Origin of the sequence: Limosilactobacillus oris, assembly GCF_025311495.1 — a bacterium.
Lineage (GTDB): Bacteria > Bacillota > Bacilli > Lactobacillales > Lactobacillaceae > Limosilactobacillus > Limosilactobacillus oris_A.
Genome location: NZ_CP104398.1, coordinates 1,818,342 through 1,841,600, shown reverse-complemented (window position 1 = coordinate 1,841,600; position 23,259 = coordinate 1,818,342). Strand labels below are relative to the sequence as shown.

Genomic DNA, 23,259 nt, shown 5'->3' with positions numbered 1-23,259 from the left:
AACTTCCTTCCTTAACACTTTCTTATTCTGCATAACAAAAATTATAAGACTTTAAAAAATAAAAATCCCGTTTGCAACGGGATTGTAAATATCTGTAACAGACAATTAATCAACTTGTTTCAGAAAATTTTTCAGGGCTTCCTGCCAGCTGATTGGCGTAAAGCCGGTGGCCTTGACCTTATCCAAACTCATGATGGAATGCCGGGGCCGGTATGCCTTTTGCGGGTATTCTTCCGAGGTTACCGCTGTCACCTCTACCGGCTGGTCTTTCAAAATCTCACTGGCAAACTCATACCAAGAGCAGGAGCCATCATTGGATAATTGGTACAGGCCGAATGGAATCTGGTGTTGAACCGCGTAAAGCATGAACTCCGCCAGGGTCCGGGTCCAGGTTGGCCGACCAACCTGATCCGCAACGACGGTCAGCCGGTCATGGTCCTTTGCCAGCCGCAGCATCGTGTAGACAAAGTTTTTACCATACTGACCGAAGACCCAGGAAGTTCGAATGATGTAGTATTTATCCATGATCTGTTCTACCAGCCGCTCGCCCGCCAGCTTGGCCTTCCCGTACTCATTCTTTGGGTTGGTCGGCGCGTCGACCTGGTACTCGCCCTCATTGGTCCCGTCAAAGACGTAGTCGGTGCTGATGTAGACCAGGGTGGCCCCCGCCTGTTGAGCGGCTTCGGCAACGTTCTTGGTACCGGCCTCATTGACCGCCCAGTTCAAGTCTTTCTTTTCGTCTTCGGCCGGATCCACGGCGGTAAAGGCCGCACAGTGGAAGACGATTTCCGGCTGCTCCGTATTAAAGCGGGCATCAACGGTAGCCTTATCGGTAATGTCCATCTCATGGGAGTCAAAGGCGCTGTACTCAATTCCCTGCTCATCCAATAAGTGGCGGAGTTCGGTCCCCAGTTGCCCGTTAGCCCCAGTGATTAAAATTTTAGACATAGGTTCTCCCTTCCGAAAAAAGAGGCTGCTGGTTCAACCCACAGTCTCTTTTTTCAATCCAAAGATAACGTGCTCGCCGCCCTGTCGAGGACTGGCTCGCACTTCCATTTTTACTTCAAAGCTGCCTTGGCCTTCAGTGGCTGCCACCAGTCTTCGTTGTTTTTGTACCAGTCAATCGTCTTCACGATTCCAGTATCAAAGGTGTATTCCGGCTTCCAGCCCAGTTCAGTTTCAATCTTCGTCGGGTCGATGGCGTAGCGCTTATCGTGGCCCAGCCGGTCCTTGACGTACTTGATGTGGTCTTCGGAAATTCCCAAGTTATCCACAATCAGGTGGACGATCTCATTGTTGGTCCGTTCGTTGTGACCACCAACGTTGTAAATTTCACCCGGCTTACCATCACGGAGGACCAGGTCAATCGCTTGGCAGTGGTCGGAAACGTAGAGCCAGTCACGGATGTTCTTACCATTCCCGTAAATTGGCAGGTCCTTACCTTCCATTCCGTTAGAAGTCATCAGCGGAATCAGCTTTTCAGGGAATTGGTATGGCCCGTAGTTGTTGGAACAACGGGTGATGTTGACGTTCAGACCGTAAGTCTCGTAGTAGGCCCGAACCATCATGTCAGCAGAGGCCTTGCTTGCGGAGTACGGTGAGTTTGGTTGCAGTGGCGATTCCTCGGTGAAGTAGCCGGTGGCTCCCAGGGTCCCGTAAACTTCGTCGGTGGAAACCTGCAGGAACTTCTCAACCCCCTCGCGCTTGGCTACATCCAAGAGAGCCAGGGTCCCCTGAACATTGGTTTCCACGAAAACTTCGGGGTGCAAGATTGACCGGTCAACGTGCGATTCGGCCGCGAAGTTGACGATGTGGTCGATGTTGAATTCGTGCACCAGGTGGGTGACGAGCTCCCGGTTGACGATGTTTCCCTTAACAAAGTGGTAGTGTGGGTTGTCCTTAACGTCGTCCAGGTTGTGGATGTTCCCCGCATAGGTTAAGAGGTCAAGGTTGATCAGGTTGTCATCCGGGTGCTTTTCCAGCATGTAGTGAATAAAGTTAGAACCGATAAAGCCGGCCCCACCAGTAACTAAAATATTCATGTTTACTTGTCCTCCCCGTAAGTGAAGTTAATTTCGGCGTCCTTGAATGATGGGTGGTGCTGATCCTTTTCGGAGAGAATCAGGTGGTCAACCGGCATTGGCCACTTGATGTCCAGGTCAGGGTCATCAAAGGCGATCCCGCGATCAGCTTCCGGTGCGTAGTAGCCATCAACCTTGTAGGCAACGTTAACATTAGGCGTCAGGGTAACGAAACCGTGCGCGAATCCCTTCGGCACCAGGAGCTGGCGGTGGTTGTATTCACTCAAGATGAAGCCTTCCCACTTGCCGTAAGCTGGTGAGCCCTTCCGAATATCAACGATGACGTCGTAAATGGCCCCGGTAACGGCCCGGAGCAACTTAGTTTGGGAGTACGGTGCCAACTGGTAGTGCATCCCCCGCAGGACTCCTGGTTCCACGGACAATGACTGGTTGTCCTGGGTAAATTCAACGTTGATGCCGGCTTCTTCAAACTTATTCTTCGTGTAGGTTTCGGTAAAGAAGCCCCGGTGGTCACCGAAGACATCGGTTTCCACAATCTTGGCATCAGGCAATGACGTATCAATAACTTTCAATGACATTAATTACTCGCTCCTTAATCTTCCTTAGCCAGCCGTAAGAGGTATTGGCCATAATCATTCTTCTTTAGCGGTTGAGCCAGCTTGACCAGCTGGTCCTTGTCGATGTAGCCCATCCGGTAGGCAATTTCTTCGAGGGCCGCGACCTTGAGATTCTGCCGCCGTTCAATCGTGGCGATAAAGTTGGCCGCTTCCAGCATGGAATCATGGGTCCCGGTGTCTAACCAGGCATAGCCCCGCCCCATCAGCTTGACGTCGAGCTTACCCCGGCGCAGGTATTCCTTATTGACGTCGGTGATTTCGAGCTCGCCCCGGGCAGACGGCTGAATGTGCTTGGCAATATCAACTACGTCGTTGTCGTAGAAGTATAGGCCGGTAACCGCATAGTTGCTCTTTGGGTGGGCTGGCTTTTCCTCGATCGATAACGCGTGCATCTGATCATCAAAGTCTACGACACCAAACCGTTCCGGGTCGTTGACGTGGTAGCCAAAGACGGTTGCCCCGTCAGTCTTCTTTGCGGCCGACTGAACCAGGTCGGATAATCCGGCCCCGTAGTAGATGTTATCGCCTAAGATCAGGCAGACGCTGTCGTCACCAATGAAATCTTCACCAAGGATGAAGGCCTCAGCTAGTCCGTTTGGTTTTTCTTGAACCTTGTAGGAGAAGTTCAATCCCAACTCTGAGCCATCGCCCAGTAGGTTCTTGAACAGTGGCATAAATTCCGGAGTAGAAATCACCAGGATGTCACGAATCCCCGCCAACATCAGGGTTGACAAGGGGTAGTACACCATTGGTTTATCATAAACTGGAATCAGCTGCTTTGAAATTCCCCGGGTAATCGGGTACAAACGGGTACCCGATCCACCAGCTAAAATAATTCCTTTCATAATGGCCTCCTTAAAATGCCAAAATCCATGTTTAATTTTAGCACACTTAGGCACTTGAAATGATTAAAACTAGCTAAAAAACACGAAAGGCGCCATGACGTTTACTCAAATCTAGCCATGGAAAAACAAAAGGCCAGGATCACTCCCGGCCAAGTTTAGCTATTTGATTGTAACGTTGACTGGTTTAAACCAGTAATCAATGTAGTGGCCTTCACCAGACTTAGAGTCACTGTAACGGGAAATTGCCTGCAGATTATGACCACTGAGGGATGAATCAACCGTCATTGTCAGGTTAAAGCCCGACTGTCCGGCATTGTAAACATCACCATTAACCTTGGCAACATCCGGCCGCGCAATCGCCTGAACAAGTTGTCGCTTTACTTCCCGACCAGTAGTTGCGTCGAAAAGGATGACGTAGTGGTATGGCCTGCCCACACTTTGGTCAGCCGCGTGCCAGCCGGCGATTTGGACTTGTTGCCCCTTAATTGCAAAATTGTCCAAATATGCCTTGTTAGCCGTAAACGTCTTGGGAGCAAACCAGTAATCTACGTAATTGCCTTCTCCATTTTGACTATCGCTGTATCGCGAAATAATTTGAATTTGGTCACCATTGGTCATAGCAGACGTTAATGGAATATTTATACTAAAACCTGAGTTGTCAGAACCATAAACGTTTGAGTATGCCCGTTCAACATCACCCCGGCTAGAAGATGGCACTAACCGACGAGTGATTTCTTGATGCTTCGTTGCGTCATAGACAATGACGTAATGGTATTTTTTACCCACACTCTGATCAGCGGCGTGCCAGCCACTAACGTTCAAACTATCACCTTGGATACTGTAATTATCTAAACAAGCCTCGTTAGCCGTAAACGTCTTGGGTGCAAACCAGTAATCTACGTAATCACTATTGCCATCTTTCGAGCTGCTATACCGCGAAATGATTTGAATTTGATCTCCAGCAAGAGCCTGATTAAATTTTAGTTTTAAGCTAAAGCCTGACTCAGCCGCATTGTAAATGCCGGGATAAACATTGGCAACATCGTTCCGCGTTGAATTTTTTACTAGGTAACGACCCAGCTCAGTCTGTTTTGAGCCGTCATAGATAATGATGTAGTGGTAATTCTTGTTCAGACTTGCATCAGCCGCATGCCAGCCTGAAATATTAAGGTTGCCAGTCTTAGCATCCAAACTCATATTATCTAAGAACCCAGCATTAGCATTCAACGACACTGGGTTAAAGTACAAGTCTTTTCCACCATTAATCTCACCGTTTCCATCATAAGTATAACGGGAAACTACCTGAATATTTTGCCCTGCAAAATTATTCGTGTACGGAATCGTAATATCAAAACCACCCCAACCGGCAATATCTGCATTGGAGTAAAGATTTTGAACATCCGGCCGGTAAACACCAGCAACCTCAGTCCGGTACAATTCATGGCCATTGCCATCCAATAAAATAATGAAATGGTGCATATTAGAATTGTAAGAGTTTGCTGCGTGCCAACCAGCAATGTGGAGCTGGTTGCCGCGAACTGAAAGGTCGTCAATGTACCCGGTATTGACATCAAAGGCTTCCTGGTCCCAAGCAGTCAAGCCGTAGCGTTCAATCACGGAGTTCAGCGTGGTCGTGTAACTCGGGTCGGTTGCATAACCATCGGCCCGAATTAAGTAGGTCACATCGCGGTAGTTAGTCTTCCACAGCAAGTTGTGGTACCGGCTATTGGCAACCAGGAAGTAACCGTGGTCCTGAACGGACTGAGAGTTGTTGTCATAGGCCCGGAAAGAGTCGTTGATGATGACGCTCTGCCCACCGTAAACTTCCCGCGTTGGCAGGGTGACACTATGACCATTGTAGGAACCCTTGATTCCAAACAGGTTGTGGTATTGGGAAGCCAAACTGGACTGTCCCCAGCCACTTTCGATGATTGCTTGGGCAGCAGTCAGGGAAGGCAAGACTCCGTACTGTTTCCAAGTAGAGATGGCACCATCATGAATCGAATCCAAAAAGGCCTTTTGGGCGGCGGTCAACCCTGCCGTGTTAAGGCTGGCTGCACCGCTACCACCATTAGCAGCGTTTACCGGCTGAGCCGTAACGTTGTATTGATTAGTAGAGTAACCGGGGTTGGTTTCCACGACCGGCTTGTTTGCGGCCGCTTGAATGGTACTGTCGCTGAGGCTAACAGCACCGTCCTTATTAGTGCTGCTGTTATTATTCTGGTTCGCAGCTACCGCACTTTGCGTGTAGACCTGGGCGGACGCTACACTTTGATTTTGGCTCGTACTTAGATTTAAGCTCTGGTAATTATTGTTTTGCGTATTTGCGTCAGTAGTAGCCACCACCTGGGCATTTGCATCGGCAGACTGGCTGCTATCGGCTTGGGCGTCAGCCTGAAAGAACAGCAGGGACGCACCAAAGGTAAATAAAACAGGTAATACGATTTTTACTCGTGATTGTTTCTTGTTTTTCATTGTTTAAAACTTTTCCCTCAAATCTTAAAAACTAATAATCTAACTTAAACACCATTGACTATGGTACCATTGCAAAATTACAGCGAAGTTACAGTAAGTTTATAAAAGGACAAAAGGGTGAAATAAAAACGGTAATCATCAACTATGTTTAATAGTCAATGATTACCGTTTCATAATCTCCCAATTTGTAAACTTAAGTCCCTAATGAGCTAGGCAAAGACTCGCCGGATTCCAGCAATTACATTCCGTTGACCGTTCAAGATCGGCTGAACCATTACCGACGGCGGCCAGCTTTCGATTACCGTGTTTGGATCCAGCAGGATGGCAACGTGCCAAATCGTCCGCGTCCCTGGTTCATAGTAGAAGACTAGGTCGCCCCGTTGACGGTCATTCCAGCTAATATTAGCGAAGTGCGGATCGGCAAAGAGGTTCCGTGAGTTCCACTCGTTGCCCGGGTAGCCGTGGTGGGTTGAGCTTGCGGAAGTCGGGTTGATTCCCGCCGCGTATAGCGCCTGCATGACTAAGCCGGAGCAGTCAACACCCCAGGCCGGGGCAGAAGAGCAACCAGCCCACCACGGTTTGCCCAGGTACTGGTAAGCCGCGTTAATCATTGCTTCAATGTGGGCCTGCCGACCAGCTCCTGGGTTCGTCACCTGGAGCGGTTGAACGTAACTGTCAATCCCGTACCAGAGGTCATCAGAGTAGCCTAGCGCCCGCCAAGTCGGCAGGTCAACCCAGCCGGTTACTGGCAGGCCATGGCTCCGTTGGATATTCATGATGGCATAGGCATCCCCATACGTGTACTGGTTGTGGATATTAGCGGTCCCTAACCGGCTCTTGATGAACCAGGTCTTAACCCCTTCATAGCCGGGACCAATGCTGTGACCCACTTCAGCCGGATTAGCCTGGATCTGCTTGTAATTAATCTGGTACATCCAGGAAGGATTCTGGTAGGCATTCAAGTAGCGGTTGTCCAACCACAACTGACTATAAGTTCCTTCCCCACTAGCCTGGTTGCTGTACCGACTGATGATCCCAAAGCAGTCGTGGACCATGCTTGGATCCACTGTAAAGCTAGTGCTAAAACGGGCCTGCGCATTATTCAAGTAGTGACCGTAACCAGCCTGAAGATCACCGCTTGCCGTATTAGTAACTTCGTGCCGGGCCACTTCCCGGTTCCGAGAATAGTCCCAGAGTAAAATCATGTGGTGTGGTAAGCCAACCGTTGAATCAGCCACGTGCCAACCAGCAACGTTGATTGTTGTCCCGCTCTGACTAAGATTATCAAGCCAGCCTTCCTGCTGGTTCAAGTCAATCTGGTTAGTGAACCAGTAGTCTGACATCGCCGTTCCATAGTCCTTAGTCGTGGAGTTACTATAACGACTAATTACGATTAGGGTATGGTTCAGTGTCTCTGGTGTAATGTCGAAGTCGACTTTAAACCGGGCTTTATCGGCATTAGTGATGTGGGTAGCATTCATTACATCTGGACTTGCCGTCGTTGGCACGTATTGATGCCCAATTTCACGGTTAGCGGTCTTATCAAATAAGATGATGTAGTGGCCCCGCATATAAACCGAAGCATCATCTGCATGCCAGCCAGCAACGCTAATCTTCTTTTTAGCAACGTTTAGGCTGAAGTTATCTAAAAATGCCTGTTGCTTAACTGGAAAGTTAACCACGTTGTTATTAAACCAATAATCCGAGGTGGCTGATCCATAATCATTAGTAGCCGAATTACTATAACGACTAATAACTATTAGGTCGTGCCCCACCATTTCCGGCATAATGTTAAAACTGGTACTGAAGCGGGCTTGGTTAGCATTAGCAATGTTCCCGTAACCTGCTCGAGCAACATCACCACTTGCAGTGGTCTCAACTCGTTGGTGCACTAACTCATGGCCGGTCGTCTTATCAAAAAGGATAACGTAGTGACCAGCAGGCTTATCATCGGCAAGTTTATAATAAATCGCGGCGTCATCCGCATGCCAACCGCTGACATAGACCTTACCAGCAGCCCGATCAATCTTAAAATTATCCAAACAAGCTGCCTGGTTAACACTAAAATTGATAATATTATTGTTAAACCAGTAATCTGAGTAGTGACCGTAATCATCTTCTTTAGCAGAGTCACTATAACGACTGATTACCATCAACTGGTGGCCGACCATCTCTGGAGTAATCTTAAAACTAGTACTAAAGCGAGCTCGGTTACTGTTAACGATTCCACCAGCGTAACTAGCAGCAACGTCCGGACTAGCCGCGTTAGTCACAATTTTATGCCCTAATTCCTTATTTGTGGTCTTATCAAACAGAATAATAAAGTGGTTCGGCATCAAAGCACTCGCATCATCGGCATTCCAACCACTGACAACGACCTTATTGTTAGGCTTATCCAAGACAAAATTGTCCAGCCACCCCTGTTTATTAGTAGCAAGATTCAGTTGATTATTAGTGAACCAATAATCAGAGTAGTCATTATTTTCCTTGCCAGCAACACTATAGCGACTAATGACTTCCAACTGGTGATTGAGAAGCGCCGGTGTTAAAGCAAACTGGACGTTAAAACGACTCTTCCCGGCATTATTAATATTGCCATAAGCCCGGGCCACGTCCGAACTGTTAGTAGTCGCAACCGTTTGCCGTTCCACTTCCCGGCCGGTCGTTGTATCAAAAAGGATCACAATATGTTCTGGTTCAGCCGCCGACATATCATCCGCGTGCCAGCCGGAAATATTAATCTTCTTGCTAGCCTTATCGACGGAGAAATTATCCAGATAGCCAGCATTTCCAGTCTTGTTAATCTTTAAGCCGCCCAGCCACAAATCAGAAGTATCACTATCCTGCTGGTCTGGCTTGCTGTACCGACTAACAATGGTAAACTCATCACCCATCATGGCTGGTGTAATGGTGAAGTTAGCAGTAAAGCGCGCCAGCGTACTGTTAGCTACCATAGCATAGCCGGCCTTAGGCAAATCTGCACTAGCAACGTTATTCACTATCGTTCGAGCAACTTCCCGGCCCTTCGTCTTGTCCCAGAGGATAACCGTGTGTTCTGTCTTGCTAGCGGCCTGGTCATCAACGTGCCAGCCGGAAACGGTGATTTGATTGCCATCAACTTTAAACTGATCCAGCCAGCCGGCCTTGGTAGTTACGACCGGGAACCAGTAGTCACTGCCGCCAGCGGGATTTCCAGCTGCATCGCTTGTGTAGCGCGAAACCAACCGCAGGGAATTAGCACCATTCAGCCGGTCCACTGGTACCGCAATGGTAAAACCGCCCTGGCCGGCAATTGGTGCCTTGGGATAGGCCTTGTCAATGTCGGGCCGTTCAACGGTCGTCACCTCATGCCGGTATAGCTCGTCGTGGTTGTTGCCGCCATCAAGGATGATGACAAAGTGGTGCATCCCCTCCTGGTACTGGTTGGTCGCGTGCCAACCACCGAAGATGACGTTGCCATTTTTATCCATATTAGCCCCATCTAGGTTCCCGGCGTTGACCGGGGTCCGGTAGTCAACCTGCCGTTGCGGCTGTTGGTTAGTCTGCTTATCGTTCCCCGTTACCGGGTTGGCCGGCTGGTCGGACTGGCTGGCTGCTTGGTCAGCCATACCGGTCGCACTTTGGCCGTTAACCACCTGCGCCGTTTGTAACGGCTGACTTGCGGTTGCTGGGACTGCCTCATCAGCCGAAGCGGCACCCGCCATCACGGCCGTGCCGGCTGCCACTGCCAAAGTGGCAATCGCCATCGTACACCACTTTTTGCCGGCTTTGAACAGCTTGAAGTATTTTTTCTCTTCCATTGTGTTTCCCCCCAACTTCTTGATTAAATTAACAAGGCTTATTATACTCTCTTGCTTTTTTGAATTTTACATTTAACTAACAATTTCTGCATTGAATGAAAAAATTGCTTCTCTTCCGTTTGGAACTAATTAGCCAGACTCCCATAAAGCAACCTTTATCCACCTAACAGGCTGCTAATGCTGACGGTGTGCTCTTCGTTGTGACCATCCGCGATCGTATCGCCCGCCGCTTGTGTCCAGTAGGTAACCTTATCACCATTGATTTGGAAGCGGATTGTGCTGTCGGCGGAATGATATTCATTGCTGACGTAGTAGGAATCACCGTCTTGCTCAACCGAGTTGACTTCTTCACTTGGGAAAACTAGCTTGTAGACCGCCCGGCCAATTTCGTCTGGATCCGCACTGCTACTGAAGGTAGCGGAACTACTACTTTCACTACTTGAATTGCTATCGCCGTTGTCTGCTTTTGTATAGCCAGTAGCCTGAATACCCCGCTGATCTGATGCCTTGGCCTGGTTAAACAAGTCCATGAACTGGGAATAAGTCATCTCTTTCCGCTTATAGCAGCCAACATCAGTGCCATATTCATATTTCGGCTTTTTTGCACTGTCTGAAACGGAAAGATCACCACTGCCATCAATCTCAGCGTCAAGGTGATAGTAGTCATCATCATAAAGATCGTGCATTTTAAGCTCGTACTCATCGTTTCCCCGCAATTCCCAGGTTCCGCGCTTAGCGTCACCATACCAGTATTCGGTATCACTCTTGGGGTTAGTTGAATTGACCTGCGGCGTGCAATACAGGAAGGTACCATCCTTCTTGAAATACCAATAACTGGGCTGCTTAGTACCATCATTAGTCGTACCCCTAGTTTCATAAGCACCGGTTAGCGGCTGACCATTGTCTTTCAGTTTGCTTGTTTCTTTACCGCAAGCAGTTATAACCAGTCCCAGCACAATTACTGTTAAGAATACAGACATCATTTTTAGTTTTTTCATTCTGTAATTCTCCTGTTCAGGTGGCTAATCAAGAGTCGAAAGTAATGCTTGATTAGCCACCTAAGCTATTTTGATTTCCGGTTTGGATTTACCGATTACCATAACTGACCGATATGGAAGTCGTAGTCAGTACAATTTTCGTTGGCATCGCGCGTGGCAGAATACCGTGAAATCAAGGTAAAGTCGTGAGTCGGGTCAGCCCCGTTAACCTTAAAGTGGGTGTCAAAGCCAGAATTACCGGCTCCCGCAATGTTTGGATACTTCTTGGCAATATCCGGCCGCGCAACGCTGCTAATCGACTGGCGGGCCACTACCTTGTGGAGGGTATTGTCAATGAGAATCAACGTCCGATAGGGTTCATTCAGGGAACTATCGGTGGCGTGCCAGCCGGTGACTCCCAGTGTACCCCACGCATACCGCTCGCTCTCAAGTGCTCCCGCATTATCCTGAATAGCAGGTCGCGTCACTGGGGCAAACCAGTAATCAACGTAGTTACCATTGCCAACCTGATCATCGGTCCACCGGCTAATAATGGTTAGCTGCCGAGCCTGAGTAAGGGCGGTATTTGGTGCAAAGGCCACCTTGAAGCCGCTCTGGTCAGCATTAGCGACCCCCGGGAATGCCTTGCGAACATCAGGACGAGCCATTCCGGAGTTGACCAGCTGGCGGGCGATTTCTTTGCCAGTAGCTGGATTGATGATAATAATATAATGGTATTGTTTGCCTAGGGCCTGGTTAGTGGCGTGCCAGCCTGCAACCACTAACTTACCGTTATAACTGCTGACGCCATCAAGGGCGGCCCGGTTGGACTGGTCCATTAACAACCGCTGGGGAGCAAACCAGTAGTCAACATAGTCGGTATTGGCATCCTGGGACTTGCTCCAGCGTGAAATGATTTGGATGTTGTCGGTTGCCATTTCGGGCAGGAGGTCAAAGCTGGCATTAAAGCCAGACTTTCCGGCAGTTATGATTTGGGGAAATGCACGGGCAACGTCATTCCGTTCCGTTAAACTAACCGTTTTGCGCCCTAACTCACGGTGCTGGCTAGCGTCAAAAATAATGATTGTATGGTATGGACGCCCAACCGCTTGATTAGCAGCGTGCCAACCGATGACTTGCAGCTGGTTGTTGGCGAAACTAACCCCATCAAGGGCGGCCTCGTTATCATCAGTTAAGAGCCGGAGCGGGGCGAACCAGTAGTCAACATAGTCGGTATTGGCGTCCTGGGACTTGCTCCAGCGCGAAATAATCTGGATATTATCGGTTGCCATTTCGGGCAGAAGGTCAAAGCTGACGTTGAAACCGGACTCACCGGCGTTGAAAATTTGCGGGAAGGCTCTGGCGACGTCAGCTCGTTCGGCTGGGGTAACGCTAATCCGGGTTAACTCGCGATTCTGACTAACATCGAAGAGGATAATCGTGTGATACTGGCGTCCAGCTGCTTGGTTAGTGGCGTGCCAGCCGGCAACGGTGAAGTGGTTGTTGATAACCTTGGCTTGGTCAAGGTAGGCATTATTGTCTTCGCCACTCATCATTACTTTGGCAGGGAACCAATAGTCTACGTAGTTGGTATTGGTATCATTGCCACTCCAACGGGAAACGATTTGCAACTGGTCACCAACCACGCCCGGGGTAACATCAAAGTCGGCGGAAAAGCCTGAATAGCCAGCATTATAGATTGTCGGGTAAACGGCTTGAACATCATTCCTTAAATCATTACCCACGGTAGTTCGGCCAATTTCACAATGGCGGATCGCATCAAACAGAATAATCGTATGGGTAGCGCCTGGAGCCTGGTTGGTAGCGTGCCAACCAGCAACATGTAATTTCCCGTTCACAAAAGCACACTGGTCCAGCCAGGCGTGGTTACCCATATCGGCCTTAATCGGTCCAAACGAGTAATCAGCATTCAAACTCCCGGTATCATAACTATCGCCGTTTGTATAACGGGCGATGACCCCCAGAGGATCATTTAAATTCTTGAGGGGAATGTTTAAAACAACGCTAAATTTAGCTTGATTACTATTAGCAATCTTCGGGTAGGCTTGTTGAGCATCCTGGCTGGCTAATGGCGCGTAGCTTGTTTCGGCAACTATCTCCCCAGTTTTTTGATCTTTGATGATAATGTAAGCATACTTTAATACTCGGCTAGCGTCGGCAACGTGCCAGCCTTCAAGGCCAAGCCGAACCAAATCTCCACCCATTGAAGGGGTAATGATTACGGAAGTGAGCTTACCATAATTTTCTTTTGCAAAATCCTTAGCGACGGTGTAGCTGAGGGTAATGGTTTGGTCGGGCGTATTGCTATATACCGTTTGAGCTGGAACCGATGGAACAATGTACTCGTCGCCAAAGTTCCAAGGAGCAGTAAAAGCAGGCCATTTTGATGTGGGCCATTCATAGCTAACTGGTCCATTTGTTGGAACCCGCTTAATCCCATCAAGTGTCCCCACTCGTAAAACAGGCCTTTGGGTACCATCCGGTAGATTGAAGATTATCGTCTGAGTAACCTTTTTCTCGACCTTATACCATGGCGTATAGACGTCAATCATTCCATTTGCATTAGAGAGTTGAAGCTCTGCATTATTAAGTTTAGCCTGGAGGGTACTTATTTTACTAGCTAGATTGACTTTAGTCGCTTGCTCATTTTTGAGTTGCGTCGTATATGTTTCAACCTGCTTTTGTGCTTGCTCGTACTTATCCTTATCCTCCGGTAGATATGGATTGTGGTCATTAGCAAGTGCCATCATCTGATTAGAAAGCTGTGTGCCCTTTTGGGTAAGCTCAACCGTTTTGGTTTCATGTATGACTGCGTCTTGCTTTTCCTGAAATGCCTTATAGGCATCCTGATCTACCTTATTCGCTTTATTGTACTCCTCTCTGAGCTCAGTATGACCTTGGTGGAAATACAAGTCATATAATTTTTCACTCTGAACATGAGCCTTCTGATAAACGTCGTATAATTTATGCCACTCGCTTCTGAGCTCAGCAATGTGTGCAGACCACTCTTTCCTTTGCTCGATGTTTTCTTCTAACTGCGCGTGAAGCTCTTTTTGCTTACTAAGCTTAGCTGATCTTAATTGGTTTAGTTGCTGGTTTCCTTGATTGATTTGCTCTTGGTCATAAGTGACTGCTTGTTCATTCTTGGTTTGTTGTTCTTTTAGTTGCTCAATTCCGTTATTATATTCATTTATTTGCTGTTGCGCTTCCTGCGCCTGTTTTTCGTAAGAGGCCCGCGCGGCCTTGTTCATGTCCCCACTAATTACTTTAATCCGCGGATCATTGTCATCATCACTAGCGTTGCTTGCACTAGTGTTCTCTGCCTGTTGAGTGGCGGTCCCGGTACCCGGGGCACTGAAGTTGCCGTTGTTGCTTACCTGTTGAGTTTCAGTCCCACTAACCGTGTCGGCATGGGCAACCTGGCTGTTCACTGTCGTCCCTGCGACTGCAATGCTGGCAACCGTCAATGTGGCGACTACCCAGCGCTTGCCAGCTTTATACATTTTCTTATGCTCAGTCATTTTGTTTTCCTCCCACCTAAAGATAAGCACTTTTATTCTACCCCTCCCTTTTAAAATCTCAAAGTCTACACCCATATTTTCCTAGTTGCCGCATAAAAAACTTTAAAATAAAAAGCGGTACCCGCAAATGTGCGAGCACCATCTCAGTTTATTTAATAACTTAAAGCCCGTTGCGCGTCTGCGTTCCAGTGACCATAGAATTCACCATAGGACATCGCTTCCTTGCGGCCGGTCCACGGGTTGTTATAGAAGAAACCATTAGCGTTGTAACCAGTCAGGGTGATGGCGTGGTTGACAAAGCCGTTCATGTTCGCCATCCACACTACGACCAGGTGGCCGATGTTGAGCTTGTCCTGGATAGCAGCTAGAGAAGCCCCAGTCATCACCTGGCTGGTGCCCAAGTGGCGCTGAACCACCGGCGCAATCCCGGTTGGGAAGACCCACCAGCCAGTAACGCTGTATGGGTTGCCAACAAAGCCGTAGTCACCATTCGAACTTCGTGGCGTTTCATTTGCCACTTGGAACTTATTGATGTTGACCCCGGCGTAACGGAGCATCATCGTGACCGCGGTCATTTCACACCCCGTCGGCAGCTCAGGGTTCTGGCAGATGACCTCGGCGTTGTTAAAGGCGCCGACGATATTCCCCATCGCATCGTAATACAGGGTCTTTGCACCGGTCGTTTGAGCACCAGAATTAATGGAAACGCCATTGGAATAATAGTCCACGTAATTGCCGTTCCCGTTCGGATCATCAGTCAAGCGGTCAATCAGACGAATTACCTTGTGCTGCATCTGGTCGTTTACGGCAAAGCTAAGGTTAAAGCCAGAATGATCACTGTTTAAAACATAGCTTAGTTTTTTACCAACGTCAGCCCGCTCTAACTGCTTGTTTTGTACTTGCCAGCGCCCAAGTTCGTGACCCTCCTGGTCCACCGCAATTAACCAGTGATATTGATATTTAGCAGACTGGTTGCTAGCGTGCCAACCGGCAACATGAACCTGTTGACCATCAAAGTTCGTCTGGTCGAACCACCCCTGATTGGAAGCATAACTCTGGGACCACTGGTCATCATAGTTACCGTTGCCCCCCTGGTCATTGCTGAAGCGGAGGATAACCTGCATACTTCCATTGATATCGGCAGGATTCAGCTTAATCAGCTCAGAAAAACCGCTATTTTGACTGTTGTAAATGTTGCTATATGCACGAGCCACATCTGGACGGGCGGTTAAGGACAAATACTGGCGAGCTACTTCCTTGCCATCGTTCATGACAATGGCATAAGCATACGGGTAATTACCTGAATAGTCACTCGCCACCCAGCCGGTAACCCGTAAGCCCTGGTCAGTCATCTTAACGCTGTCTAAGGAAAAGGCATGCTGGTTAAGAGTAAACGGCGCAAACCAGTAATCAGCGTAGCTGCCAGTTCCGCCGTTCCCCTGATCACTAGTCGAATAGCGGCTAACGATGGAGTAGGTATGTCCGCCAACCAGTTGGGTACTTGAAAGATCAAAGTTCCCTGTAAAACCAGATTTCCCAGCAGTCGTAATTACCGAGAATGCTCGGGCAACATCCGGGCGTTGACCATTTACCACTGCTGTTGCAGCTACTTGCCAGTTAGCAGTATTATCGTACAAAATCAAGAAGTGGTTCGTAGCAAACCGGGAAATATCATTAGCGTGCCAACCGCTTACTGTAACCTGCTTGGCATTACTCAAATTAAGAACGTCAAGGCAACCCTGGTTAGCGTAATTGCCAGTGGTAAGCGGTGCAAACCAGTAGTCAAGATAATCACTATTCCCATCAGCCGATGAGCTATAACGGCTGATTACCTGAAGCCGGTGGTTAAAGTCCAGGCCAGCTAGATTAAAGCTAACGTTAAAGCCCGAATGCCCGGCATTTTCCACGTCAGAGTATACTTTAGCAACATCAGGCCGGCTAACGCTATCAACCCTTTGTCGCATAAGCTCATGCCCAAGGGTTTGATCGTAAATAATAATAAAGTGATTGGCCTTATCTGCTGCCAAGTTAGAGGCATGCCAGCCCGCTAGTTGCAATTTACCATCAACCACAGCGGCACTATCAAGGCTCGCGTTGTTGTCCCGGTTAACAGTAATCGGTGCAAACCAATAATCAATATAGTCCTGATTGCCACTTTTATCACTGCTGTAACGACTGATCAGCTGGATTGATTGGGTATTAGCTAATACTTTCCCCAAGTCAAAAGTCACCCTGAAGCCCGATTGACCAGCTCCCGCAACGTGGTGCACCTTCGCAACATCCGACCGGTCAACCTGTTGAGCAGTATCCCCTACCAGTTGCCGACCGATTTCAGCATGGTTAGTCAGATCATAAGCAATGATGTAGTGATAGTCCCTGCCAGCCGCCTCATTAGTCGCGTGCCAACCACTCGCAACTAATTGGCCCTGGCTATTAATCTGCTGCTGGTCTAACCAAGCGTAATTACCGTGATCGTTCGGATCCACACTAGCTGCTTGTGCTTGCGTCGTGGTGGGCTCAGTCGCTGGCTTAACTTCACTATTTTCCACAACAGGCAACTGTTTCTCCGCTGATGCGGTATTGGCTATAACCGCACTGCTTTCCATTACATTGCTATCCGCGCTTGCTTGCGTTCCATTCAAAGCTAGCCCGGCTCCTAGGGCCACCGTGGTCAATGCCATCGCACACCAAAGTTTACCTGCTTTATATAATTTCACGCGTCGTTTATTTTCCATATTATCCCCCAATTTTACGTTTAAACACCTATATTGCTTAACATCATACCAAATCCCGGCCTAATCCCAAAGCATTGAACGGCCTTATTTTGCATTAACTGCAAAATAAAAGAGCCACCAGTTTGTGGTTCTTTATAATCCAAAGTTAAATTATTAACCATTCAGACCGTTCCGGATGATTTCCAGTGGGTTCAGCCAAGTACCATCGTTGGTAAATGACTTTGCCAGGGCCCGGTTAAAGTTATGTTCACGGGTAATTCCGATGTGAACGTGGGAGGTATCACGGTTACCGATAACGTCCCCGACTTCAATTTTTTGACCCGGAGTAACGTTGATGTTCCCACGGTTAGAGAAGGCTTCTTGGTAAACAATCAGGTATTCACCAGTGTCTTCCAAGACGTACCAGTCCAAGCCAGCTGTGTAGCCAACACCAACAATCGTCCCGCTGTGGATAGCGTGAACTTGAGTACCAGGGTGATCATAAGCACCAAAGTCCAGACCGTCGTGGAAGCCGTTTTGCCGGAATTCACCACCAGCATTAACCCCGAACAGTTGAGCGCCCATGAAGTGACCTTCACCAACGGATGGGAATGGCCATGCCCAGCGGTTGTTGTGGATGGAAACCGGATCTGACGTAACATCAACGTAGTTACCATTACCGTTAATATCATCAGTAATCCGGTGAATGATTCTTACGGTATGGTGATCCAACTGTGAAGGAATTGCAAAGCCAAGCTGATAACCAGACTTGTCAGCGTTAATGATTGTTGGATAAGCAGCAGCTATATCAGAACGAGAACGGTTAATGTCCAGAACTCGTTGCCGGTATAATTCCTGACCTGTATTAGCATCCAAGAAAATTAAGTATTGGTACGGCTTATTAGCAGACTGGTCACTAGCATGCCAACCACTGACGTAGATACCGTTATCAGACACCTGAATGCTGTCAAAAAAGCTGGCATTAGACGCGTAGCTTGGGGTGCATTGATCAGTGTAGTCGCTATCACCGTTAGCAGCACTGGAGAACCGCATCAGTACTTGCAGATTGCCAGTGGCTAAAGCTGGGTTAAACTTAACAGTTGTGTTAAAACCACTCTTAAGACTATTGTAAATGGAACTCTTAGCCTTTGCCACGTCAGCACGGTTAAACAAGTCTAGCTTTTGCCGAGCAATTTCTTTCCCATCGTTTAACACGATAAGGTAAGCATTGTCACGCCCCTTAGAGTAATCACTCGCCATCCAACCAGCAACGTGCAAGCCGTCATTAGTCATACTTAGCTGATCCAGGAAGTAGTCTTGCTGATCGAGAGTAACAGGACTGAACCAGTAATCAGTGTACTGGCCGTCACCACCATTACCATTGTTACTGGTTGAATACCGGCTAACTACGGAATAAGAATGACCTGGCGTTAAGTTTAGGCTACTTAAGTCAAACGAAACATTAAAACCAGATTGACCAGCAGTTGCTACCGATTGGTATACTTTAGCAACGTCTGGACGGTTAATTTGAGCAGGCTTAACCATCGCCACCTGCTTATTTGTTGTGTTATCAAACAGGATTAGGAAGTGATTACTCTCCAATTTGGAGATATCATCAGCATGCCAACCAGCAACATTTAAGTGTTGTCCATCACTAATATTAAAGTTATCTAAGTTTCCCTGGTTAGTGTAGTTACCATTAGTAATTGGGGTAAAGTAGTAGTCAACATTAGTTCCATTGCCAGCAACATTAGTGCCATAACGACTGATAATCTGTAACTGGTGATTTAAGTTTAATTGACTTAAGTCAAAATTAGCAACGAACCCGGATTTATCCGCATTGACCACGTTCGGATAAACTTTTGCAACATCCGGGCGAGCCACGCTTTCGACAATTTGACTACCAACGACCTTGTTATCAGTCCGATCGTAAACAATAATCGTGTGGTACTTTTTATTAGCCGCTTGGTTAGTAGCATTCCAGCCGGCTACCTGCAATTGCCCATTCTTAACCGTAACAACGTCTAAGAAAGCATGGTTCTGTTTATCAAAAGTAATTGGCGCATACCAAAAGTCAGTATAATTACTATTACCAGTTCCACTAGCACTATAGCGACTAATAAATTGAATTGAATCTGCATTTGCCAATACATCAGGATTAATATTAAAAGTAACGTTAAACCCTGATTTATCTGCACCATAAACGTTATGGGCCTGCTGAACATCATTCCGAGTAACTGGGTCATTAACCAATACTCGGCCAATTTCAGAGTTGGTTGTATTGTCAAAAGCAATAATGTAATGATATGGCTTGTCAGCTGAATCATTAGTAGCATGCCAGCCAATAACCTGAACTTGACCATTATCATTTAGCTTAACGGAATCCATCCAGGCATAGTTGCCATGGTCATTGGTGTCATAGCTTGGTTGTTGCTTAGCTTCTTTCGTAGCAACAGCTGCTGTATTATTTTGAGTAGTTTGAGTCTGATTATTAACAGTTGCGGTAGTGTTCTGGTCACTTTGCGCAGTGGTCAAAGTATTGTTGTTGCTTACCAGAGTAGCCGTCTTACTGTCATCATTAGAAGCTGAGTTAGTGCTTCCTTCAGTATTGATAGTTGCTGTTTGAGCATTATTTTGGTTTTGGTTAGTATTATCAATCTGATCAGCAGAAACCTTACCGTGCATTAAAAAGAGCGCACTACCACAAACGGTGATGGTTGGTAAAATCTTGCTTGTAATGTTCTTAAGGTTAAAAATAATGTTTTCCTCCAAAATGTCAAACTAGAATTACGCTAATAATAAAGATAACTGTCCTTGCCCCAGAATGCAACTCCCTATTAATTCGTTAAAAAGCGTTCAATCCCTTACTGTAAAAGGAATTGAACGCTTTTATATACCTAAATCAGTTAAGTTTTTTTAAAAATCCTGTAACACAGGGGAAATATTATTCACGATTTGTGCGGTTTTTAAGTAACTTTTGGGCTGTAACAATAATTGAAGCCCTTGTGACTAATAAGCCTAAGAAATAGACAACCATACCAATTAATATCTCCAGGCAAAGATTAGCAACAGTCATGTTGATTACAAGACAAATCCGGTTAACCACCAGGTACATTAGAAAACCACATAAGAAATACTTCCATTGTTCTCGGAACAACTTGCGCCGCTTAATTGTGCCACGAATCATCGCAATCTGACTAGCTGTTACTAATAATTCAGAAAGCACAGTTGCTACAGCTGCCCCATTAGCTCCCCAGCCTTCAATCAAGAAGAGGTTGAAAATGACGTTGCTAACAGCACCGATTGTAACCGAAGTTGTATACTCCTTCACCCGGTTTACCGGCATCAGGTATTGAGTCCCGGTAACGTTACTCCAGGCAATTAAAACAATGATTGGTGATTCCAGAAACATAATCCGTCCCGCCAGCTCGAAGTCAGCTCCCAAAAACCACGGAGCAAACCTAGTGGAAATTGCCATTAAGCCAAACATCATCGGGACAGATATTGAGGAGACAAAGTCAAAAGAAGAGTAAAGACTATCACGGACTCCCTTAATATCCCCCTTGGCAAACTTGTTCGCCACGTGCGGTAGCATTACTGTCCCAGTCGCTGTAACAACAGCTAAAACAAACTTAACAATTTTGTCTGCCTGACCAAAATTCCCTAAAGCGACCTGAGTCGACATTCTTCCGAGCATTAACCGGTTTAACACTAGGTACACCTGGGTAGTAATCGTCGGGATAAATAGAAGGAGGGCTGGATAAAAGTGCTTAAAGGGGTGCCATTCGCTAATTTTGACCCACACCAGGTTATCTTTAAGGTAGGGCCAGAGGGTCAAATTCCCCACTAACTGGGTTCCCCCTAAAATCGCAATGTACTTGCCAAGGTCGTTAACATCCTTGACAATCGTAAAAATCAGCACGATTGAAATCAACCGGACGAAAGTATTCCGGACGACCGTCACCTTAAAGTTTTCTAAGCCCATGAAATACCAGGATACATCCAGCCCGGTCGCAACAATCCAGATTCCCTGAAGCAGGAAGTACTGTTTGAATGTTGTACTGAACAAGAAGACCGCTGTCAAATAAGCAATTAACGAGGCCGATACCGTCAACAGCTGGAGAGATTCGACTCCCCAGAAAGTCCGCGAACGTTCATAAAGATCGTCCCGATGGTAGGCAACTTCCCGGTTACCGTAGAGGGTAATCCCCATCTGTCCCATCAGGTAAAAGAAGGTTACCCAACTGTTAGTGTATTCATTAATTCCGACATCATGCGCCCCCAGTACCCGTGAAATGTACGGGACCGTGATTAGCGGAATTAAGAGATTCAGGATTTGGTAGCTGGCATTATAGAGATAATTTTTAATTACCTTCATTGTTTACTCGTCGAACTCCTTTGCGACGGTCTTTAACGCTGCCGCGATGACTTGATCCATGTTGTAGTAACGGTACTGACCAAGCCGGCCACCAAAGATAACGTTTGGTTGCTCCTTAGCCAGTTCTTGGTACTTCGCGTAGAGCTGATTATTTTCCTGGTTGTTGACCGGGTAATATGGCTCGTCGCCCCGGTGCCAGTCAGCTGGATATTCACGGGTCACAATCGTCTTGTCCTTGTCACCCTTGCCGAATTCAAAGTGCTTGTGCTCGATTACCCGCGTGTAAGGCGTTTCGGCATCGGTGTAGTTGATCACCGCGTTTCCTTGGTAGTTGCCCACCGGTTTTTCCTCAGTTTCAAAGCGGAGGCTCCGGTATTGCAGCTCACCCAGCCGGTAGTCAAAGAACTGGTCAATTGGGCCGGTAAAGACGACCTTGTCGGCAGAAGCTAAGAAGTCATCCCGGTGGTCGTAGAAGTCGGTGTTGACTGCCACATCAATCAGGTCACTATCCAGCATTCGTTCGACAATCTGAGTGTACCCGCCCATTGGGATCCCCTGGTAACTGTCATTGAAGTAGTTATTATCGTAGGTCAGCCGAACCGGCAAGCGGCGGATGATAAAGGCCGGTAGCTCAGTGGCCTTCTGCCCCCACTGCTTCTCAGTATAACCCTTGATCAGCTTTTCATAGATATCCCGGCCAATTAGCGAAATCGCCTGCTCCTCCAGGTTTTGCGGTTTCTTCCCCGCCATCTCTTGCCGCTGTTCGTCAATTTTGGTAAGCGCCTCGGCCGGGGTCCGCACGCCCCACATCTCATTAAAGGTGTTCATGTTAAAAGGCAGGTTGTACATTTCGCCCTTGTAGTTGGCAACGGGACTGTTGGTGTAGCGGTTAAAATCAGCGAACTGGTTGACATAGTCCCAAATCTTTTGATTAGAAGTATGGAAAATGTGGGCGCCGTACTGGTGGACTTGGATGCCGTCAACCTCCTTCGTATAGATGTTTCCGGCAATGTGGGGGCGCTTTTCAATTACCCTGACGTGCTTGCCCCGCTTGGCCGCCTCGTAAGCAAAGGTGGCACCAAATAGGCCGGCACCGACAACTAAATAATCGTACTTCTTCATAACCGTTCTCCTTATCCGTTCTAATTTCTTTTACTACAAATATTTTACTATTGTTTTAAATCTCGGCAACCACCCTGGTTTTCGATTGAATGCTGATTGCCGTTAATGTTACAATGCTTTATGATTCATGTCACCGTTCAGTTGCAAAGGCTGGCGGTGGACGAATATTTCTTGCAAATGCTATAATTATACTATCAACAAGCCGATTAGTATAGTTACGGTAAAATTAAATTTTTTTATAGGAGAGACATCATCATATGAAGAAATTACAACGCCTCGTTTTCTCTGGACTATTAGTGTTGACTTTAGCGTTCGGGTTAGCCGGTTGTGGTTCTAACCATGATTCTTCAAAGTCATCCACTTCTAAAGACAAGGTCACTAAGGTGGTCAAGAAGAGCAGTAATAAAGATAAGTCTTCACACAAGAAGAGCAGCCAGAGCGAATCTGACGAAAATTCCAACTCTGCTAACAGCAACGCCACAACTAATGATAGCGAGAGCTCGACTTCTTCCAGCAGCCAATCATCTTCTAGTCAAAAGCAATTAGGACTGAATGACGTCGCTGTCTGGACCGACGAAAACGGGATTACCCACCACGTTGACAGTGATGGAATGGACCGGCAGACTTCTCCTAACCAATCCGGTGTAACCTACAAGGACTGGTCCGGAAGCTTGCCAAGCAATGCGCAGATCGTTAAGCAAAACTAAATATATCGGTGACAAAAAAGATGGGGCTGATAATTCAGCC

The 23,259-nt window shown here is 47.3% G+C and carries 13 protein-coding genes; 1 reads left to right on the top strand and 12 read right to left on the bottom strand.

What is annotated here, in order from left to right; all coding sequences use genetic code 11:
• Nucleotides 1-105: 105 nt before the first annotated feature.
• The 12 genes from rfbD to glf form a co-directional block, all read right to left on the bottom strand.
• The gene (rfbD, locus tag N4599_RS09095) at nt 106-948 is read right to left on the bottom strand and encodes a dTDP-4-dehydrorhamnose reductase (protein WP_260899236.1); all 843 of its coding nucleotides are present in this window, start codon (nt 946-948) and stop codon (nt 106-108) included.
• A gap of 110 nt (nt 949-1,058) precedes the next feature.
• Nucleotides 1,059-2,042 (bottom strand): dTDP-glucose 4,6-dehydratase, encoded by a 984-nt coding sequence (rfbB, locus tag N4599_RS09090; protein WP_007124444.1) that lies wholly within the window; start codon nt 2,040-2,042, stop codon nt 1,059-1,061.
• Between the two features lie 2 nt (nt 2,043-2,044).
• Nucleotides 2,045-2,620 carry a dTDP-4-dehydrorhamnose 3,5-epimerase gene (rfbC, locus tag N4599_RS09085; protein ID WP_003715806.1) on the bottom strand — a complete coding sequence of 192 codons (576 nt, stop codon included), beginning with the start codon at nt 2,618-2,620 and terminating at the stop codon, nt 2,045-2,047.
• A gap of 14 nt (nt 2,621-2,634) precedes the next feature.
• A complete protein-coding gene (rfbA, locus tag N4599_RS09080; protein ID WP_260899233.1) occupies nt 2,635-3,504 on the bottom strand; it encodes a glucose-1-phosphate thymidylyltransferase RfbA in 870 nt (289 codons plus the stop codon).
• Between the two features lie 159 nt (nt 3,505-3,663).
• Nucleotides 3,664-5,979, bottom strand: a complete 2,316-nt coding sequence (locus tag N4599_RS09075; protein ID WP_260899231.1) for a glycoside hydrolase family 73 protein — start codon at nt 5,977-5,979, stop codon at nt 3,664-3,666.
• Nucleotides 5,980-6,188: 209 nt separating this feature from the next.
• Nucleotides 6,189-9,779: an NlpC/P60 family protein gene (locus N4599_RS09070; protein ID WP_260899229.1), complete on the bottom strand. Its 3,591-nt coding sequence runs from the start codon at nt 9,777-9,779 to the stop codon at nt 6,189-6,191.
• A gap of 155 nt (nt 9,780-9,934) precedes the next feature.
• A complete protein-coding gene (locus tag N4599_RS09065) occupies nt 9,935-10,777 on the bottom strand; it encodes a hypothetical protein (RefSeq protein ID WP_260899227.1) in 843 nt (280 codons plus the stop codon).
• Between the two features lie 95 nt (nt 10,778-10,872).
• A complete protein-coding gene (locus tag N4599_RS09060; protein ID WP_260899225.1) occupies nt 10,873-14,298 on the bottom strand; it encodes a KxYKxGKxW signal peptide domain-containing protein in 3,426 nt (1,141 codons plus the stop codon).
• Between the two features lie 152 nt (nt 14,299-14,450).
• Complete coding sequence (locus tag N4599_RS09055) at nt 14,451-17,033, bottom strand: C39 family peptidase (protein ID WP_260899223.1); 2,583 nt, start codon at nt 17,031-17,033, stop codon at nt 14,451-14,453.
• Nucleotides 17,034-17,186: 153 nt separating this feature from the next.
• Nucleotides 17,187-19,784: a M23 family metallopeptidase gene (locus N4599_RS09050; RefSeq protein WP_260899221.1), complete on the bottom strand. Its 2,598-nt coding sequence runs from the start codon at nt 19,782-19,784 to the stop codon at nt 17,187-17,189.
• A gap of 172 nt (nt 19,785-19,956) precedes the next feature.
• A complete protein-coding gene (locus tag N4599_RS09045) occupies nt 19,957-21,390 on the bottom strand; it encodes an oligosaccharide flippase family protein (RefSeq protein WP_260899219.1) in 1,434 nt (477 codons plus the stop codon).
• A 3-nt stretch (nt 21,391-21,393) separates the two neighbouring features.
• Nucleotides 21,394-22,512 (bottom strand): UDP-galactopyranose mutase, encoded by a 1,119-nt coding sequence (gene glf, locus N4599_RS09040; protein WP_260899217.1) that lies wholly within the window; start codon nt 22,510-22,512, stop codon nt 21,394-21,396.
• Nucleotides 22,513-22,769: 257 nt separating this feature from the next.
• Here glf and N4599_RS09035 point away from each other — a divergent pair, with 257 nt between their 5' ends.
• Nucleotides 22,770-23,219 carry a hypothetical protein gene (locus N4599_RS09035; protein ID WP_260899215.1) on the top strand — a complete coding sequence of 150 codons (450 nt, stop codon included), beginning with the start codon at nt 22,770-22,772 and terminating at the stop codon, nt 23,217-23,219.
• Nucleotides 23,220-23,259 lie beyond the last annotated feature (40 nt).

Excerpts from the sequence above, each read along its gene's own strand:
- rfbD (WP_260899236.1), bottom strand. The coding sequence starts at position 948 with ATGTCTAAAATTTTAATCACTGGGGCTAACGGGCAACTGGGGACCGAA.
- rfbB (WP_007124444.1), bottom strand. The coding sequence starts at position 2,042 with ATGAATATTTTAGTTACTGGTGGGGCCGGCTTTATCGGTTCTAACTTT.
- rfbC (WP_003715806.1), bottom strand. The coding sequence starts at position 2,620 with ATGTCATTGAAAGTTATTGATACGTCATTGCCTGATGCCAAGATTGTG.
- rfbA (WP_260899233.1), bottom strand. The coding sequence starts at position 3,504 with ATGAAAGGAATTATTTTAGCTGGTGGATCGGGTACCCGTTTGTACCCG.
- N4599_RS09075 (WP_260899231.1), bottom strand. The coding sequence starts at position 5,979 with ATGAAAAACAAGAAACAATCACGAGTAAAAATCGTATTACCTGTTTTA.
- N4599_RS09070 (WP_260899229.1), bottom strand. The coding sequence starts at position 9,779 with ATGGAAGAGAAAAAATACTTCAAGCTGTTCAAAGCCGGCAAAAAGTGG.
- N4599_RS09065 (WP_260899227.1), bottom strand. The coding sequence starts at position 10,777 with ATGAAAAAACTAAAAATGATGTCTGTATTCTTAACAGTAATTGTGCTG.
- N4599_RS09060 (WP_260899225.1), bottom strand. The coding sequence starts at position 14,298 with ATGACTGAGCATAAGAAAATGTATAAAGCTGGCAAGCGCTGGGTAGTC.
- N4599_RS09055 (WP_260899223.1), bottom strand. The coding sequence starts at position 17,033 with ATGGAAAATAAACGACGCGTGAAATTATATAAAGCAGGTAAACTTTGG.
- N4599_RS09045 (WP_260899219.1), bottom strand. The coding sequence starts at position 21,390 with ATGAAGGTAATTAAAAATTATCTCTATAATGCCAGCTACCAAATCCTG.
- glf (WP_260899217.1), bottom strand. The coding sequence starts at position 22,512 with ATGAAGAAGTACGATTATTTAGTTGTCGGTGCCGGCCTATTTGGTGCC.
- N4599_RS09035 (WP_260899215.1), top strand. The coding sequence starts at position 22,770 with ATGAAGAAATTACAACGCCTCGTTTTCTCTGGACTATTAGTGTTGACT.